Genomic DNA, 14,834 nt, shown 5'->3' with positions numbered 1-14,834 from the left:
ACCTTATGATTTCGCATAGATTACACCTCAACCGTCGATTTGACGGACCCAAACAGGGGAGCTCACCATGCACCTTCGTCTTCTCGGCCGGAATCCGTTCCTGGGGGCCGCCGTTGCGCTGACCATGATGGCCGGCCCGGCCCTGGCGGCCGACATTTCCCCCGCCGTCGTTTTCGACATGGGCGGCAAGTTCGACAAGAGCTTCAACGAGGGCGTCTATAACGGCGTCGAGAAGTTCAAGTCGGAGACCGGCATCGACTACCGCGAGTTCGAGGTCACCAACGAGACCCAGCGCGAGCAGGCCATCGCCCGCATGGCACAGCGCGGCGCCAACCCGGTGCTCGGCGTCGGCTTCGCCCAGGCTCCGGCCATGGAGAAGGTCGCCAAGGCCAATCCGGACACCAACTTCGCCATCATCGACAGCGTGGTCGACCTGCCGAACGTGCGCTCCATCGTCTTCAAGGAGCATGAGGGCTCGTTCCTGGTCGGCATGCTCGCCGCCATGGCGTCGAAGAGCGGCAAGATCGGATTCGTCGGCGGCATGGACATTCCGCTGATCCGCCGCTTCGCCTGCGGCTATGTCCAGGGTGCCAAGCACGCCAATCCGGACATCGACGTGTTTCAGAACATGACCGGCACCACGCCGTCGGCCTGGAACGACCCGACCAAGGGCAGCGAGCTCGCCAAGTCGCAGTTCGACCGGGGCGCCGACGTGATCTTCGCCGCCGCCGGCGGCACCGGCCTCGGCGTCTACCAGGCGGCCGCCGACAGCGGCAAGCTGGCGATCGGCGTCGACAGCAACCAGAACCACCTGCATCCGGGCACCATGCTGACCTCGATGCTGAAGCGGGTGGACGTGGCCGCCTACATGGCGTTCTCCGACGCGGCGAACGACAAGTTCACCACCGGCGTGCAGAATCTCGGCCTGGCCGAGGGCGGCGTCGACTGGGCGCTGGACGACAACAACCGGGATCTGATCAGCGGCGAGATGAAGCGCGAGGTGGAGCTGGCCAAGTCGAGCATCAGCCTCGGCAAGATCACGGTGCACGACTACATGTCCGACAACGCCTGCCCGCACTGAGCCGGCGCAGCGCAGCAAACGTGGAGGGGACGGAGTGAGCATCGCCGAAGACACGGCCGACACGCGCTCCGTCCCGTCCTCTTCCCCTGCCATCGAGCTGATCGGCATCGAGAAGCGGTTCGGACCGGTCCAGGCAAACCGCGACGTGTCCCTGTCGGTTACGCCGGGAACGATCCACGGCATCGTCGGCGAGAACGGCGCCGGTAAATCCACATTGATGAGCATCCTCTACGGCTTCTACGAGGCCGATTCGGGGGAGATCCGGATCGACGGCCGGCGGGTGACGATCCGCAACGCCAAGGACGCGATCCGCGCCGGCATCGGCATGGTGCATCAGCACTTCATGCTGGTCCCGCCCTTCACCGTGCTGGAGAACGTCATGCTTGGGGCGGAGGGCGCACCGCTGCTGGCAGCGGGCATCGGCGCCGCCCGAGCGGAGCTGCTGCGCCTGGGCCGCGAGTACGGGCTGGAGATCGACCCGGATGCGATCGTCGGCGAGCTGCCCGTCGGTCTGCAGCAGCGGGTGGAGATCCTGAAGGCGCTGTATCGCGGCGCCCGCATCCTGATCCTGGACGAGCCGACCGGCGTGCTGACGCCGCAGGAGACCGACCAGCTCTTCGAGATCCTGCGTGAACTGAAGCGCGAGGGCGTCACCGTCATCCTGATCACCCACAAGCTGCGCGAGATCCTGGCGGTCACCGACACCGTCTCGGTGATGCGCCGCGGCGAGATGGTCGCCCACCGGCCGACCGCGGAGACCTCGCGCGGGGAACTGGCCGAGCTGATGGTCGGCCGCAAGGTGCTGTTCCGGGTCGACAAGGGTCCCGCCAGTCCCGGGGCGCCGCTGCTCTCGGTCGCCGGTCTCGGCGTGGTCGACAGCGCCGGAGTGACCCGGCTGCACGACGTCTCCTTCACCGTGCGGGCCGGCGAGATCGTCGGCCTGGCCGGGGTGTCCGGCAACGGCCAGAGCGAGCTGCTGGAGGTGCTGGCCGGGCTGCGGGCCCCCACGACGGGCACCGTGCGGCTCGGCGATCTTGAGATCGCGCCCGACCGTCCATCCAACGGGGCGGCGGTGCGGGCAGCCGGAGTCGGCCATGTACCGGAGGACCGCCACGCCATGGGCATGGTGATGGATTTCGACGCCAAGGAGAGCGCGATCCTCGGCCACCACACGGACGACCGCTACAACGCGGGCGTGCTGACCGATCCAGGCGCGATCGAGGAGGCCTGCCGGGCGAAGATGGAGGGCTTCGACGTCCGCCCGCCGGACCCGTCGCTGAAATCCTCCCTGTTCTCCGGCGGCAACCAGCAGAAGCTGGTCCTGGCCCGCGAGCTGGACGGCGATCCGAAGATCCTGCTGGTCGGCCAGCCGACCCGCGGCGTCGATATCGGCGCCATCGAGTTCATCCACCGCCAGCTCGTCGCCATGCGCGATGCCGGCGCCGCCATCCTGCTGGTCTCGGTCGAGCTGGACGAGATCATGGGACTGAGCGACCGCATCCTGGTGATGTGCGGCGGCGCCCTGGTCGGCGAGCTGCCGGCCGACGAGGCCGACGACCGCACGCTCGGCCTGATGATGGCCAACGTGCCCCTGTCCGAAATCCGCGCGCAAGGTCGTACCCAGGGAGATCCGGCATGAAGGACGATCTTGCGGCCCTCACCGAGCGCCGCCATCCGGAGCCGCCGCGCTCGGCCGATGTGCGCGACGCCTACGACCATGACAAGGGACGGGTGATCCATTCCGCGGCCTTCCGCCGGCTGCAGGGCAAGACCCAGGTCATGGCCACCGGCGAGGGCGATTTCCACCGTACCCGTCTGACCCACAGCATCGAATGCGGCCAGATCGGCGAAGGGCTGCTGCTGAAGATCCGCGCCGATCCGTCGGTGCCGGAGACGGTGAAGGCCTGGCTGCCCTCGGCCTCGCTGATGACCGCCTCCTGCCACGCCCACGACCTCGGCCACCCGCCCTACGGCCATAGCGGCGAGGAGACCCTCAACGCCTGCATGGCCGGCAGCGGCGGCTTCGAGGGCAACGGCCAGACCCTGCGCGTGCTGAACCGGCTGGAGAAGTACCGGCGTCCGGGCATCGGCCTGAACCCGACGCGGCGGCTGAACCTGGCGGTGCTGAAATACCCGGCCTCCTACTCCGCCTGCTCCGCCGCCTTCGCCACGCTCGGCAAGGATGCCGACGACCGGCCGCCGAAATGCTACCTGGACAGCGAGCAGGACATCGTCGACTGGGCGCTGGCGCCGTTCTCCAACGCCGACCGCGACACCCTGCCGGCGCTGGACACGACCGGGCGGCCGATCTACCGCACCATGGACTGCGCGCTGATGGAATGCGCCGACGACATCGCCTACGGGGTCCACGACCTGGAGGACGCCATCGCCCGCGGGCTGATCCGCCGCGACACCTTCGAGGCCTATGCCGCCGCCGCCACCGACCTGCCGGATTTCGAGGGGCTGAAGACGGAGGGCCTCGGCCTCGACCGCGACGCCCTGGCCGATGCCCTGTTCTCGCGTTCCAGCTACGATCGCAAACAGGCGATCTCCGCCCTGGTCAACGTGCTGGTCACCCACGTCACCGTGTTCGAGCGCCCGGAATTCGAACATCCGCTGCTGCGCCACACGGTGGACTTCGCCGGGCCGGTGAAGGATCTGGTGCGGTTCCTGAAGACTTTCGTCTACCAGACGGTGATCAACAGCGCCTCGGTCCGCCAGCTCCGCCGCAAGGGGCATCTGGTGGTGAACAGCCTGTTCGACGAGCTGGTGCTGGACCCGACCATGATCCCGGAGGGCGCGCGCGACGACCTGCTGGACAGCGACCCGATCCGGCGGCAGGTCTGCGACTACATCGCCGGGATGACCGATACCTATGCCGAGCGGCTGTACCGGCGCATGTTCGAGCCGGGCTTCGGCACCACCACCGACGAACTCTGAGGACCTGCATGAGCCGGGAGCTGCCCGCCTGGATCGATATCGGCGTCCTGCCGGCGCTGAATATCCTGATGGCCTTCCTGGTCGCCGGCCTGATCGTGCTGCTGGTGGGCGAGAACCCGCTGGAGGCGCTGGACGTGCTGGTGGCGGGCGCCTTCGGCTATCCCGGCTCGCTCGGCTACACGCTGTACTACACCACCAACCTGATCTTCACCGGACTGGCCGTGGCGGTCGCCCACCATGCCGGGCTGTTCAACATCGGCGGCGAGGGCCAGGCCTATATCGGCGGGCTGGGCGTGGGCGTCGTCGCCCTGTCGCTGGACACCGCCCTGCCCGGCTGGCTGCTGATCCCGCTCGCGGGGCTGGCCGGCGGCGTGTTCGGGGCGGCCTGGGCGTTCATTCCGGCCTGGCTGCAGGCCCATCGTGGCAGCCACATCGTCATCACCACCATCATGTTCAACTTCCTGGCCGCCGCCCTGATGGTGCACCTGATGGTGAACGTGGTGATAGAGCCGGGTCAGATGTCGCCGCAGAGCCGGGAGATGGCGGAGAGCGCCTGGCTGCCCTTCATGCACGACATCCTCGCCGGCTTCGGCATCGACGTCACACCCGCGCCGCTGAACCTGTCGATCGTCTGGGCCGGGCTGGCCTGCATCTTCGTCTGGCTGCTGATCTGGCGCACCCGCTGGGGCTACGCGATCCGCACGGTCGGCCATAACGAGAAGGCGGCCGTCTATGCCGGCATCGACCCCAAGCGGGTGATCGTCGTCTCCATGGTGATCTCCGGCGCGCTGGCCGGCTTCGTCGGGCTGAACGAGATCCTGGGCGTGCATCACCGGCTGCTGCTGAACTTCACCGCCGGCTACGGCTTCACCGGCATCGCCGTCGCCCTGATGGGCCGCAGCCACCCGGTCGGGATCGTGCTGGCCAGCCTGCTGTTCGGCGCCCTGTATCAGGGCGGCACCGAGCTCGATTTCGAATTCCAGACCATCACCCGGGATCTGGTCGTTGTGATCCAGGGCCTGGTGATCCTGTTCTCCGGCGCGCTCGCCTTCATGCTGCACCCGACGGCGCTGAAGCTGTGGCGGGCCTGGACGGCCCGGCGGGAGGCGGCGCAATGACCGACCTCGCCGATCTCTGGCTGCTGTCGATCCTGACCCTGGATGCCACCATCCGGGTTGCCGCGCCGCTGATCCTGTGCGCCATGGCCGGGCTGTTCAGCGAGCGCTCCGGGGTGGTGGATATCGGGCTGGAAGGCAAGATGCTGGCCGGCGCCTTTGCCGCCGCCGCCACCGCCTATGTCACCGGCAATGCCTGGCTCGGACTGCTCGCCGCCATGGCGGTGTCGACGGCGCTCGCCATGCTGCACGGCTTCGCCTGCATCACCCATCGCGGCGACCAGGTGGTCAGCGGCGTGGCGATCAACGTGCTGGTGGCCGGGCTGACCATTGTGCTCGGCATCGCCTGGTTCTCCCAGGGCGGGCAGACGCCGCCGCTGGCCTCCGACGGCCGGTTCCGCGCCCTGGTCTGGCCCTTCGCCACCGCGGTCCGCGAGGTCCCGGTGATCGGCCAGCTCTATGCCGAGGTGATCAGCGGCCACAACATCCTGGTCTATGTCGCTCTGCTCTCCGTCCCGTTCAACTGGTGGGTGGTGTACCGCACCCGGTTCGGCCTGCGCCTGCGCGCCGTCGGCGAGAGCCCGAGCGCGGTCGACACCGCCGGCATCTCGGTGACCTTCCTGCGCTACCGGGCGCTGCTGTTCACCGGGGCGCTGTGCGGGATCGCCGGCGCCTATCTCTCCACCGCCCAGTCCGCCGCCTTTGTGCGCGACATGACGGCGGGCAAGGGCTACATCGCGCTGGCCGCCCTGATCTTCGGCAAGTGGCGGCCGGTTCCGGCCCTGATGGCCTGCCTGCTGTTCGGCTTCCTCGACGCCGTCGCCACAAGGCTCCAAGGCGTGGAGATCCCCGGCATCGGCCGGGCGCCGGTGGCGCTGATCCAGGCCCTGCCCTATGCCTTGACGGTGATCCTGCTCGCGGGCTTCATCGGCAAGGCCATCGCCCCCCGGGCGATCGGCGTGCCCTATGTGAAGGAACGGTGAGGCGGGCCATGGACCTGTCGTCCCTGGAGATCGAGACCGAGCGGCTGCGCCTGCGCGCCTATCGCGCGGACGACGCGCGGGACATCTTCGACGCCGTCACGCCGGAGATCTGCGAGTACATGACCTTCAATCCGGCGCAGTCCGTGGACGAGATCCGCGAGCTCGGCCGCAAATGGCTGGTCCTGGCGGCAGAGGGGCGCGAGGTGGCGGTGCCGATCCGGGAAAAGGCGTCGACGCGGTTTCTCGGCATGGGGGGCATTCACTATCGCAAGCACCAGCGACCCGACCTCGGCATCTGGATCCGTGCAGATGCCCAGGGCCAGGGCTACGGACGGGAGGCAATCGTCGGCCTGATCGGCTATGTCCGCGACGTCCTGAGGGAGGCGGACGTGCTCTATGTCGCGGCCGAGGAGAACCACCGCAGCCGCCGGATCTCCGAAAGCCTGGGCGGCGAGCTCTGCGGCAGCGACATCGTCCAGCGGCCCTGCGGCCCGCTCTATCCCGGCGTCATTTATCGGATCGCCCTGTCATGACCGAAATCGACCGTATAGACGCCGCCGTCGCGGCCATCCAGGCTGCCGCCCCCGGGTTCCGGCCGCTTCTCGGTATTGTGCTCGGCTCCGGGCTGGATGCCTGCGCCGAGGCGATCACGGACCCGGTCGACATTTCCTATGCCGATATTCCCGGCTTTCCGAAGCCCGCCGTGGACAGCCATGCCGGACGGCTGCGGCTGGGCTCGCTCGGCGGTGTGCCGGTCGCCATGCTGCGCGGCCGGGCCCATGCCTATGAAGGGCACCCGATGGCCGACGTGGTGCGTCCCGTGCGCACGCTCGTCCGGCTCGGCTGCAATGCGGTGGTGCTGACCAACGCCGCTGGCTCCCTGCGCGAGGAGGTCGGACCCGGCCGGCTGATGGCGATCGCCGACCACATCAACTGGTCCGGCCAGAACCCGCTGACCGGACCGAACCTGGATGCGCTGGGTGCCCGGTTCATCGATATGACCACCGCCTACGATCCGGGCCTGCGCGGCCATCTGGCCGCCGCCGCCGAGGGAATCGGACTCGACCTCGCGGAAGGCGTCTACTTCTGGTACCCGGGCCCGAGCTTCGAGACCCCGGCGGAGATCCGCGCCTTCCGGACCCTGGGCGCCGATGCGGTCGGGATGTCCACCGTGCCGGAATGCATCGCGCTGCGGCATATGGGGGTGAAGGTGGCCGGGATCTCGACCATCACAAACCTGGCCGCCGGGATGGGCGCCGGCGCCGCGCTGGACCATGCCGACGTCATGACCACCGGGGCCGGTATGGCCATGGACCTCGCCCGCCTGCTCACCGCCTTCGCCGGGATCGCCGCCGATGACCTCTGACACCTCCACCGATGCCCTGGCCGAGACCGCCCGCCGGGCGATCGCCTGCCTCGACCTGACCTCGCTGAACGACGGCGACGACGACGCGGCCATCGAGACACTCTGCCGCCGCGCGGTCACCCCCGCAGGCCCGGTCGCCGCCGTCTGCGTGTGGCCGCGCTTCGTGCCGCTCTGCCGCGACCGGCTGGAGGGAAGCGGCGTGACGGTCTGCACCGTGGTCAACTTCCCGCACGGCCGCGACAATGTGGAGCAGGTACGCGACGAGATCCTGCCGGCCATCGCCGACGGCGCCGACGAGATCGACGTGGTGCTGCCCTATACCGCCCTGCTGACCGGCCGGGTCGCGGAGGCCCGGGCGGTGCTCGACATGGCCCGGCTGATGACCGGCGAGGCGACCCTGAAGGTGATCCTGGAGACCGGGCGCCTGCTGACCCCGTCCGCGATCCGAGAGGCGGCGGCGCTGGCGGTGGACGCGGGGGCGGATTTCCTGAAGACCTCCACCGGCAAGGTGGCGATTTCCGCCACGCTGGAGGCCGCCCATGTGCTGCTGGATGTCGCAGCGGCGGCGGGCCGCCCGGTCGGCGTGAAGGTCGCCGGCGGCGTGCGCACCACCGAACAGGCGGCCGCCTATCTGCGGCTGGCGGATGCGATCAACGGGCGGGCCGAGCCAAGCAACTTCCGCTTCGGCGCCAGCGGTCTGCTGGACGCGCTGCTGGCGACGCTGGACGGCAGGCCGGCGACGGTGTCGGCAGGGTATTGAGATACCGAATCCGGCCGCCTCGCAAAGGCTGTTCGGACTAAATATCCTTGAACTTCTTCAGGAAAGCGTCGACCGCCTGCGTCACTTTCCGTTCGGCCTCGTCCACGCTCTGCATCTGCTGCATCACGTCTCTCGCCGCCACGGCCGCCTCGGCCGAGGCCGACTCGACACCGCCGATGGTCTGATCGACGGCGGAGACGCGCTGGGCCGTGTCCGCCATGTTGCCGGTGATGTCCGTCGTCACCGCACCCTGTTCCTCGGCGGCGGTGGACATGGCCGTCGCCTGTTCGCGGACGAGCTCGATGGCCTCGGTGATGGCCCGGATGGCGGCGACGTTCTCCCGCACGGCCTTGGTCACGCTGTCGACTTCCGAGCCGATTTCCTCGGTGGAAGCGGTGGTCTGGGCCGCGAGTTTTCTGACCTCTTCGGCGACGACGGAAAATCCGCGCCCGGCATCTCCCGCCCGGGCCGCCTCGATGGAGGCGTTCAGGGCCAGCAGGTTCGTCTTGTTGGCGATGTCCTTGATCAGGGTGACCACGCCGGTGATGCGCTTCGTTGCGGTTTCCAGGTTCTGCAGCGAGGACGTCGCCGCATTGGCCCTGTCGGACGCGTCATCCGTGAGACCCGAGGTCTTGGTCACCCCTTTGACGATCTCCTGGATCGAGGACGCCATCTGATCCATCGCGACGGCGACGACGGAGACGTTCTCCGCCGCGGCAACCGAGTTTTCCTTCACGACAGAGCCCTGGCGGCTGGTCGAGTCGGCCGTTGCGACCATCGATTCCGCGGCGATCGTGGACTGTCTCGACGCTCGATGCAGGGCGGTCATCGCGCCGACGACGCTTTCGTGAAAATCCCGGCCGAGGGCCTGAATAGGCCGCAGGAGAACCACCCCCAACCCATAGCCGCATGCCAGGATGAGCAGGCTGAACACGCCAAGGGTGACGAGGGCGTTGCGGATCGAGGCATTGGCATCCGCCATCGCCTCTTCTTCCGTCACGGAGAGGATGATCTTCCAGTCGAGCCCGGGAAGACTGACCCGCTCGAACCCGGCGATGACCGGTACACCCTTGTGATCCGTCGCCGCGATGCGCCCTTGCGTACCGCCGAGGGCCCGGGTGACGACCTCGCTGGACAGGGCCGTGCCAATGGCAAGATCGTCGGCGGTCTCCGGGACGGAACGCAGTTGTCCGTTCGACCCGATCAGGAAGGTTTCGGCGGTCTCGAAGCCGGCGATGTCCTTGTTGACGATCGCGTTGATCCGGTCGACCGGCATCTGGAAAGCGATGATGCCGATCAGCTCGCCCTTGTCCTTAAGGGGCGCCAGCAGGAACGACGCATCCTGATTGTAGGAGGGCTCGTAGGGTTCGAAATCGACGAAGACGAGGTCGTCCGACTGGTCGCGAATGATCTGTTGAACGGCCCGTCCGAATGCCGAGCCGCTGTAAGGGCCGTCAACGAAGGACGTGCCGTAATCGAGCTCCTTGAAGACCGAGTAGACGATACGGCCCGCGTCAGGCTCGAACAGAAAGATATCGTAGAACGCGAACTCTTCCAGATATGCCTTAAAGTACGGGTGATAGGCCTCATGCAGGCTTGAGTATCGACTGCCGTCGCCAGCCCTCATGAGGCGGTGTTTCTCACCGATTTCCTGGGGGTTGTCCGAAATGTAAAGGTGTTGAAGCTTCTCCGACACCGGGTCGATCTTCATCCAGCGGGCCAGATCGTCCGGCGTTGCCCCCGTGGTGTTTTCCTGCTGATAGCGATAGCGCGCCTCCAGGCTCTCGGGGTCCACGGCGACGTCTTGCGAGGCGTCCAGTTCGTCGACGGCGGCGGTAAAGGCCCGCGTCGCGTCGGTGACCACCGGATTGATCGCGAGCGTTCGGGCAATGCTCAGAAGTGTTCCGAAATAGGTCTCGACCATCTCCTGTTTCAGGTCGACGACGGAGGCGATTTCCGCACGGGCCGCGTCTTCGGCCATGGTGTACATGCGGGAGAGGTCCAACAGGGAAATCACGATCATCGGCAGGATGCCGGCTGCCAGCAACGCAGCCATGATCTTGTGTTTGAACTTCATCGCCGCTGGATCACATCATGATTTTTCCGCCGAGAGCCTAGACTTAGCAGACTTTCAGACAGCATTCACACACTATGTCGGCGGCCCTGTCCCGGGAAATCGGTCCGTGGTGTATGCGAAAAACCGGGAGGTCTCGGCGCGAGCGTGGTGACGGCCGGCCGTCCTGCGACGGCCGGCCGGACAGCCCTGCCTCAGTTCACCGGCGTGATCAGCGGCTTGCCGGCGAGGCCCGCCAGCGCGTTCTCCATCACCAGCCGCCCCATCGCCAGGCGGGTGTCGTGGGTGGCGCTGGCCTGGTGCGGCTGCAGGACGACGGTCTCCGTCATGTCCTTCAGCGCCTGGGGCACCTTGGGCTCCTGGTCGAACACGTCGAGGCCGGCCGCGCCGAGCCGGCCGTCGCGCAGCGCCTCGATCAGCGCCGCCTCGTCCACCACCGAGCCGCGGGCCACGTTCACCAGCACCCCGTCGGGACCCAGCGCGTCCAGCACCTCGCGGTTGATCATGTGCCTGGTCGACGCCCCGCCCGGCACGATGGCGATGAGGAAATCCACATCCCGCGCCATGGACGGCAGGTCGCCGTAATAGGTGTACGGCACGTCCTTCTGGCTGCGGGTGTGGTAGGCGATGTCCATCTTGAAGCCTTCGCAGCGCCGGGCGATCTCGATGCCGATGCGGCCCAGTCCGAGGATGCCGACCTTGCGGCCGTGGACGCGCTGGGTGAAGGCCATGTTGCCCTCGCTCTCCCATTTGCCGGCGCGCACGTAACGGTCGGCATGGGGGATCTTGCGGCAGGTCGCCAGCAGCAGGCCGAGGGCGAAATCCGCCACCTCGTCGCTCAGCACGTCGGGGGTGTTGGAGACCTTGATGCCGCGCTCGGTCGCCGCCTTCACGTCGACCCCGTCATAGCCGACGCCGTGATGGGCGATCACCTTGGTCCTGGGCAGGGCGTCCATGATGTCGGCGCCGCAGGCGGTCGCTCCGGCGATCGCCACGCAGCTGTCGGCGAGGGAGGCGAGCATGGCCGCCTTGTCCTTGGCCTCCCAGAGCTTGTGGACGGTGAAATGGTCGTCCAGTTCCTCCATGGCGACGTCGTACCAGGGGGAGATGACGAGGAGATCGGGCTTGGTGCTCACGGGTTGGCGTCCTTCTGTCGGGGCGTGATCTTTCAGCGCGTATCGGGTCAGAACGATGAATTGGGTTCCTGCAGGAAGGCGCGTTCCGCGAGCGTGCTCTCGCGGCCCAGCACCTCGTTGCGATGGGGAAAGCGGCCGAACCGGTCGACGATCACCTTGTGGCGGTCGGCATAGTCGGTCAGGCCATCGTCCCCCAGGGCGACGAACAGCGCCAGGCACAGGGCCTGATCCGCCGGGTTCTCGCTATGCTCGAAGGGCAGATAGAGGAACAGGCGCCGCTCGCGCGTCGTCCCCACGTGATCGCCCTCGGCGATGGCGCGGCGGGCCAGTGCGAGGGCGGCGGGATCCTGGGCGAAGGCGCGGGCCGAGCCGCGGAACAGGTTGCGCGACATCTGGTCGAGCAGAAGGATCAGGGCGAGCCGGCCGTCCGCCGTCTCGGCCCAGCCGTCAAGCTGCCCCTGGGCGGCCGCTTCATGGGCGGTCCCGAATCGGTCGCGCAGGGTGGCATCGAAGGCGTCGCTCTTCTTGAACCAGTCCTCCTCGGAACACTCGGTGAACCAGAAGTCCAGGATGTCGGCGGCGGAGATTGTCGGCATTGCACTGCTCATCGGGTTCCTCCCGGCGCGACCTTAACCGAGCCATCGCAAAGGTTGAAGCATGCGGATGGCCGGACCGGCCGACGGGACGTAGCCTTGCCGTCGTTGGATCGGATACGCACATAGAAGGTCTGACGAGGAGGAACAGGAACATGCGGAAAATCGGTCGACGGGTCGGTCTGTTGGGAATAGCGGCCCTGGCGCTCGCCGGCTGCATAACGGCGCAGAACACCATCCAGCCGACGGATTCCGAGGGGCGCCGGGCGTTCCTGCGCTATGCCGGCGGCGAGAGCCCGGTCTATCTGCGCGCCGCCAACCCGCCGGGCGCGCTCGGAAACCATGACGCCGTGGCCTCGGTCATGGCCGAGGCGGCGAGCGGCGCCGTCTTCGGCATGCCGACGACCTTCACGTCGGATGTGGGGGCGGCGACCCACCCGAACTTCCGCATCATCGCCCTGTTCGATCCGGTGGAATCCCTGTCGACGGCGGAGGTGTGCGAGTCCGAGGCCCGGTCGTCGGACGTGCCCGCCGCCCGCTATACCGACCGCACCAACCTGTTCCTCGCCTTCTGCACCCGCGGCGAGGCGATCGGCGGCACCAAGGTGAGCGGCCCGAAAATCGAGTCGCTCGACGACCCGACCCTGCGCGACATGACGCGCAGCGGCATCCGCGAGATGTTCGCCATCGACGACCGCAACCGCGGCCGCGGCGACCCGCCGATCCTGGGGTCGTTCTCGGGCAACCCGAACGATTTCGGCTTCCGCCTGAACCCGCTGGAAGGGGTGGTGAAGTAGGAGCGGCCCCTTCTATCTCATCGCACTCCCCGGATTCAGTCCGGGGAGTGCATTTGGGAAGTAAGGGGAGCCCAGGGAAACCCGCTCCCGCCTAGAACTGGTCTTCCGCCAGGGCCATCACCGTCTCGCCGCCGGCGGTGATCGTGTCCAGCAGCGACGGCGCCTGGGCCAGCACATGGTCGGCGTAGTGCCGCACCGTGACCAGCTTCGCCTCCAGATACCGCGCGTCGACATCGCCGCCTTCCGAGAGCAGACGCCGAGCCGCCAGCCCGGAACGGGCCATCAGCCAGCCGCCGGCCACCAGGCCGAACAGCTTCAGGAACACCGCCGAGGGAGAGGCCGCCGCCGCCGGGTCGCCCGGCATGGTCGCCACCACCCAGTCGGTCGCCTCGGCCAGCGCCTTGCGGCCGGTCGACAGGTGGCGATGCATGGCGTGCAGGGTCGTGTCGCCCGCCGCGTGCTCGGACAGTTCGGACAGGGTCATATCGATATCGGCCAGCAGTTCGCCCATGGCCGCTCCGCCGTCGCGGGCGACCTTGCGGCCGACCAGATCGAGCGCCTGGACGCCGTTCGCGCCCTCGTAGATCGGCAGGATGCGGGCGTCGCGGTGGTGCTGGGCCGCACCCGTCTCCTCGATGAAGCCCATGCCGCCATGCACCTGGATGTTGGTGGAGCAGATCTCCACCGCGGTATCCGTGCACCAGGCCTTGGCCACCGGGATCAGCAGGTCGACCCGGCGCTGGGCGGCGGCGGCGATGTCCTTGTCGCCATGCCGGTCGGCGGTGTCGATGGCGGCGGCCGTGTCGTAGACCAGCCCGCGCATCGCCTCGATCTGCGCCTTCATGGTCATCAGCATCCGGCGCACATCCGGGTGGTTGATGATCGTCACGCCGCCGCTGAAGCCGGAAATCGCCCGACCCTGCACCCGGTTGCGGGCATAGTCGACGGCCTGCTGATAGGCCCGCTCGGCGATCGCCACGCCCTGCAGGCCGACGGCGAGCCGTGCGTTGTTCATCATGATGAACATGTACTCGATGCCGCGGTTTTCCTCGCCGACCAGCCAGCCGACCGCGCCCTCGTCCTCGCCATACGCCATCACGCAGGTCGGGCTCGCATGGATGCCCAGCTTGTGCTCCAGACCGACCGGACGCACGTCGTTGCGCGTCCCCGGATTGCCGTCGGCGTCGGGGATGAACTTCGGCACGATATAGAGCGACAGGCCCTTGGTGCCGGCAACGCCGTCGGGCGAGCGGGCCAGCACCAGATGGATGATGTTGGCGGTGCAGTCGTGATCGCCCCAGGTGATGTAGATCTTCTGGCCGCGCAGGCGGTAGCTGCCGTCGTCCTGCTTCTCCGCCTTGGTGCGGATGGCGCCCAGATCGGTCCCGGCCTGGGGCTCGGTCAGGTTCATGGTGCCGGTCCACTCGCCGGACACCAGCTTGGGCAGATACAGCGCCTTCTGCTCGTCGGAGCCGACCTCGCGCAGAGCGTCGATCGCCGCCTGGGTGAGCAGCGGGCACAGGCCGAAGGCGAGGTTGGCGCCCTGCCACATCTCCTGCAGGGCGGTGGAGACCAGCCAGGGCAGGCCCATGCCGCCGTATTCCTCCTCGAAGGGGGCGCCGTTCCAGCCGCCCTCGGCGAACTGGCGGTAGGCGTCCGGGAATCCGTTGGGCGTGCGCACCACGCCGTTTTCCAGCGTCGGGGGATACTTGTCGCCGACCGAGTTCAGCGGGGCGAGGACGTCGCCGGCCAGCTTGCCGCCTTCCTCCAGGATCTGGGAGACGAGGTCGGGGTCGGTGCCGTCGAGCCCGGGCAGGGCCGTGATGCGGCCGAGACCGACCACGTCGTTCAGCACGAAGCGCATGTCGCGCAGGGGGGCGGCGTAAGGGCTCATGGCGTGCGTCCTCTTCCTCCCGTGCCGGCGGTCCTGGCTGCTGCCGCCGATCACGATCCTCGGGAAATCGCGCGCTTTATATAGGCGGTCTCGCC

At 68.0% G+C, this 14,834-nt stretch carries 13 protein-coding genes; 9 read left to right on the top strand and 4 right to left on the bottom strand.

The window, feature by feature from the left end; all coding sequences use genetic code 11:
- Positions 1-67 precede the first annotated feature (67 nt).
- From BLS34_RS19965 to deoC, 8 genes are read left to right on the top strand one after another with little or no spacing between them, the layout of a single operon-like run.
- On the top strand, positions 68-1,081 hold the full coding sequence (locus BLS34_RS19965; RefSeq protein ID WP_093153184.1) for a BMP family lipoprotein: 1,014 nt from the start codon (positions 68-70) through the stop codon (positions 1,079-1,081).
- A gap of 34 nt (positions 1,082-1,115) precedes the next feature.
- Positions 1,116-2,720 carry an ABC transporter ATP-binding protein gene (locus BLS34_RS19960; RefSeq protein WP_245702076.1) on the top strand — a complete coding sequence of 535 codons (1,605 nt, stop codon included), beginning with the start codon at positions 1,116-1,118 and terminating at the stop codon, positions 2,718-2,720.
- On the top strand, positions 2,717-4,021 hold the full coding sequence (locus tag BLS34_RS19955; protein WP_093153182.1) for an anti-phage deoxyguanosine triphosphatase: 1,305 nt from the start codon (positions 2,717-2,719) through the stop codon (positions 4,019-4,021). Before BLS34_RS19960 ends, BLS34_RS19955 begins: the two co-directional genes overlap by 4 nt.
- 8 nt (positions 4,022-4,029) lie before the next feature.
- Positions 4,030-5,139, top strand: coding sequence for an ABC transporter permease (locus tag BLS34_RS19950; protein ID WP_028795860.1), 1,110 nt, complete (start codon positions 4,030-4,032; stop codon positions 5,137-5,139).
- Complete coding sequence (locus tag BLS34_RS19945; protein ID WP_093153179.1) at positions 5,136-6,119, top strand: ABC transporter permease; 984 nt, start codon at positions 5,136-5,138, stop codon at positions 6,117-6,119. The genes BLS34_RS19950 and BLS34_RS19945 overlap by 4 nt, the downstream gene beginning before the upstream one ends.
- 8 nt (positions 6,120-6,127) lie before the next feature.
- The gene (locus BLS34_RS19940; RefSeq protein ID WP_093153177.1) at positions 6,128-6,652 is read left to right on the top strand and encodes a GNAT family N-acetyltransferase; all 525 of its coding nucleotides are present in this window, start codon (positions 6,128-6,130) and stop codon (positions 6,650-6,652) included.
- Positions 6,649-7,485: a purine-nucleoside phosphorylase gene (locus tag BLS34_RS19935; protein WP_093153174.1), complete on the top strand. Its 837-nt coding sequence runs from the start codon at positions 6,649-6,651 to the stop codon at positions 7,483-7,485. The genes BLS34_RS19940 and BLS34_RS19935 overlap by 4 nt, the downstream gene beginning before the upstream one ends.
- Positions 7,475-8,245 (top strand): deoxyribose-phosphate aldolase, encoded by a 771-nt coding sequence (gene deoC, locus BLS34_RS19930; RefSeq protein WP_093153172.1) that lies wholly within the window; start codon positions 7,475-7,477, stop codon positions 8,243-8,245. The genes BLS34_RS19935 and deoC overlap by 11 nt, the downstream gene beginning before the upstream one ends.
- Positions 8,246-8,282: 37 nt before the next feature.
- Here the strand turns inward: deoC and BLS34_RS19925 are convergent, their stop codons facing one another.
- From BLS34_RS19925 to BLS34_RS19915, 3 genes are all read right to left on the bottom strand, one after another.
- Positions 8,283-10,301, bottom strand: coding sequence for a methyl-accepting chemotaxis protein (locus BLS34_RS19925; protein WP_175474313.1), 2,019 nt, complete (start codon positions 10,299-10,301; stop codon positions 8,283-8,285).
- A 212-nt stretch (positions 10,302-10,513) separates the two neighbouring features.
- The gene (locus BLS34_RS19920; protein ID WP_028795866.1) at positions 10,514-11,455 is read right to left on the bottom strand and encodes a 2-hydroxyacid dehydrogenase; all 942 of its coding nucleotides are present in this window, start codon (positions 11,453-11,455) and stop codon (positions 10,514-10,516) included.
- 47 nt (positions 11,456-11,502) lie between these two features.
- Positions 11,503-12,063: a DUF924 family protein gene (locus BLS34_RS19915; RefSeq protein WP_245702075.1), complete on the bottom strand. Its 561-nt coding sequence runs from the start codon at positions 12,061-12,063 to the stop codon at positions 11,503-11,505.
- A gap of 140 nt (positions 12,064-12,203) precedes the next feature.
- Here BLS34_RS19915 and BLS34_RS19910 point away from each other — a divergent pair, with 140 nt between their 5' ends.
- A complete protein-coding gene (locus tag BLS34_RS19910; protein ID WP_093153167.1) occupies positions 12,204-12,845 on the top strand; it encodes a hypothetical protein in 642 nt (213 codons plus the stop codon).
- A 91-nt stretch (positions 12,846-12,936) separates the two neighbouring features.
- Here the strand turns inward: BLS34_RS19910 and BLS34_RS19905 are convergent, their stop codons facing one another.
- On the bottom strand, positions 12,937-14,739 hold the full coding sequence (locus BLS34_RS19905; RefSeq protein ID WP_093153164.1) for an acyl-CoA dehydrogenase: 1,803 nt from the start codon (positions 14,737-14,739) through the stop codon (positions 12,937-12,939).
- Positions 14,740-14,834 lie beyond the last annotated feature (95 nt).

The organism is Thalassobaculum litoreum DSM 18839, from assembly GCF_900102465.1.
Lineage (GTDB): Bacteria > Pseudomonadota > Alphaproteobacteria > Thalassobaculales > Thalassobaculaceae > Thalassobaculum > Thalassobaculum litoreum.
The sequence above is the reverse complement of the archived record's forward strand: the minus strand, read 5'-3'. Positions and strand labels throughout refer to the sequence as shown.

Coding starts and splice junctions, on each gene's coding strand:
- BLS34_RS19955 (WP_093153182.1), top strand. CDS start 2,717: ATGAAGGACGATCTTGCGGCCCTCACCGAGCGCCGCCATCCGGAGCCG.
- deoC (WP_093153172.1), top strand. CDS start 7,475: ATGACCTCTGACACCTCCACCGATGCCCTGGCCGAGACCGCCCGCCGG.
- BLS34_RS19905 (WP_093153164.1), bottom strand. CDS start 14,739: ATGAGCCCTTACGCCGCCCCCCTGCGCGACATGCGCTTCGTGCTGAAC.
- BLS34_RS19945 (WP_093153179.1), top strand. CDS start 5,136: ATGACCGACCTCGCCGATCTCTGGCTGCTGTCGATCCTGACCCTGGAT.
- BLS34_RS19965 (WP_093153184.1), top strand. CDS start 68: ATGCACCTTCGTCTTCTCGGCCGGAATCCGTTCCTGGGGGCCGCCGTT.
- BLS34_RS19935 (WP_093153174.1), top strand. CDS start 6,649: ATGACCGAAATCGACCGTATAGACGCCGCCGTCGCGGCCATCCAGGCT.
- BLS34_RS19940 (WP_093153177.1), top strand. CDS start 6,128: ATGGACCTGTCGTCCCTGGAGATCGAGACCGAGCGGCTGCGCCTGCGC.
- BLS34_RS19925 (WP_175474313.1), bottom strand. CDS start 10,301: ATGGCTGCGTTGCTGGCAGCCGGCATCCTGCCGATGATCGTGATTTCC.
- BLS34_RS19915 (WP_245702075.1), bottom strand. CDS start 12,063: ATGAGCAGTGCAATGCCGACAATCTCCGCCGCCGACATCCTGGACTTC.
- BLS34_RS19950 (WP_028795860.1), top strand. CDS start 4,030: ATGAGCCGGGAGCTGCCCGCCTGGATCGATATCGGCGTCCTGCCGGCG.
- BLS34_RS19910 (WP_093153167.1), top strand. CDS start 12,204: ATGCGGAAAATCGGTCGACGGGTCGGTCTGTTGGGAATAGCGGCCCTG.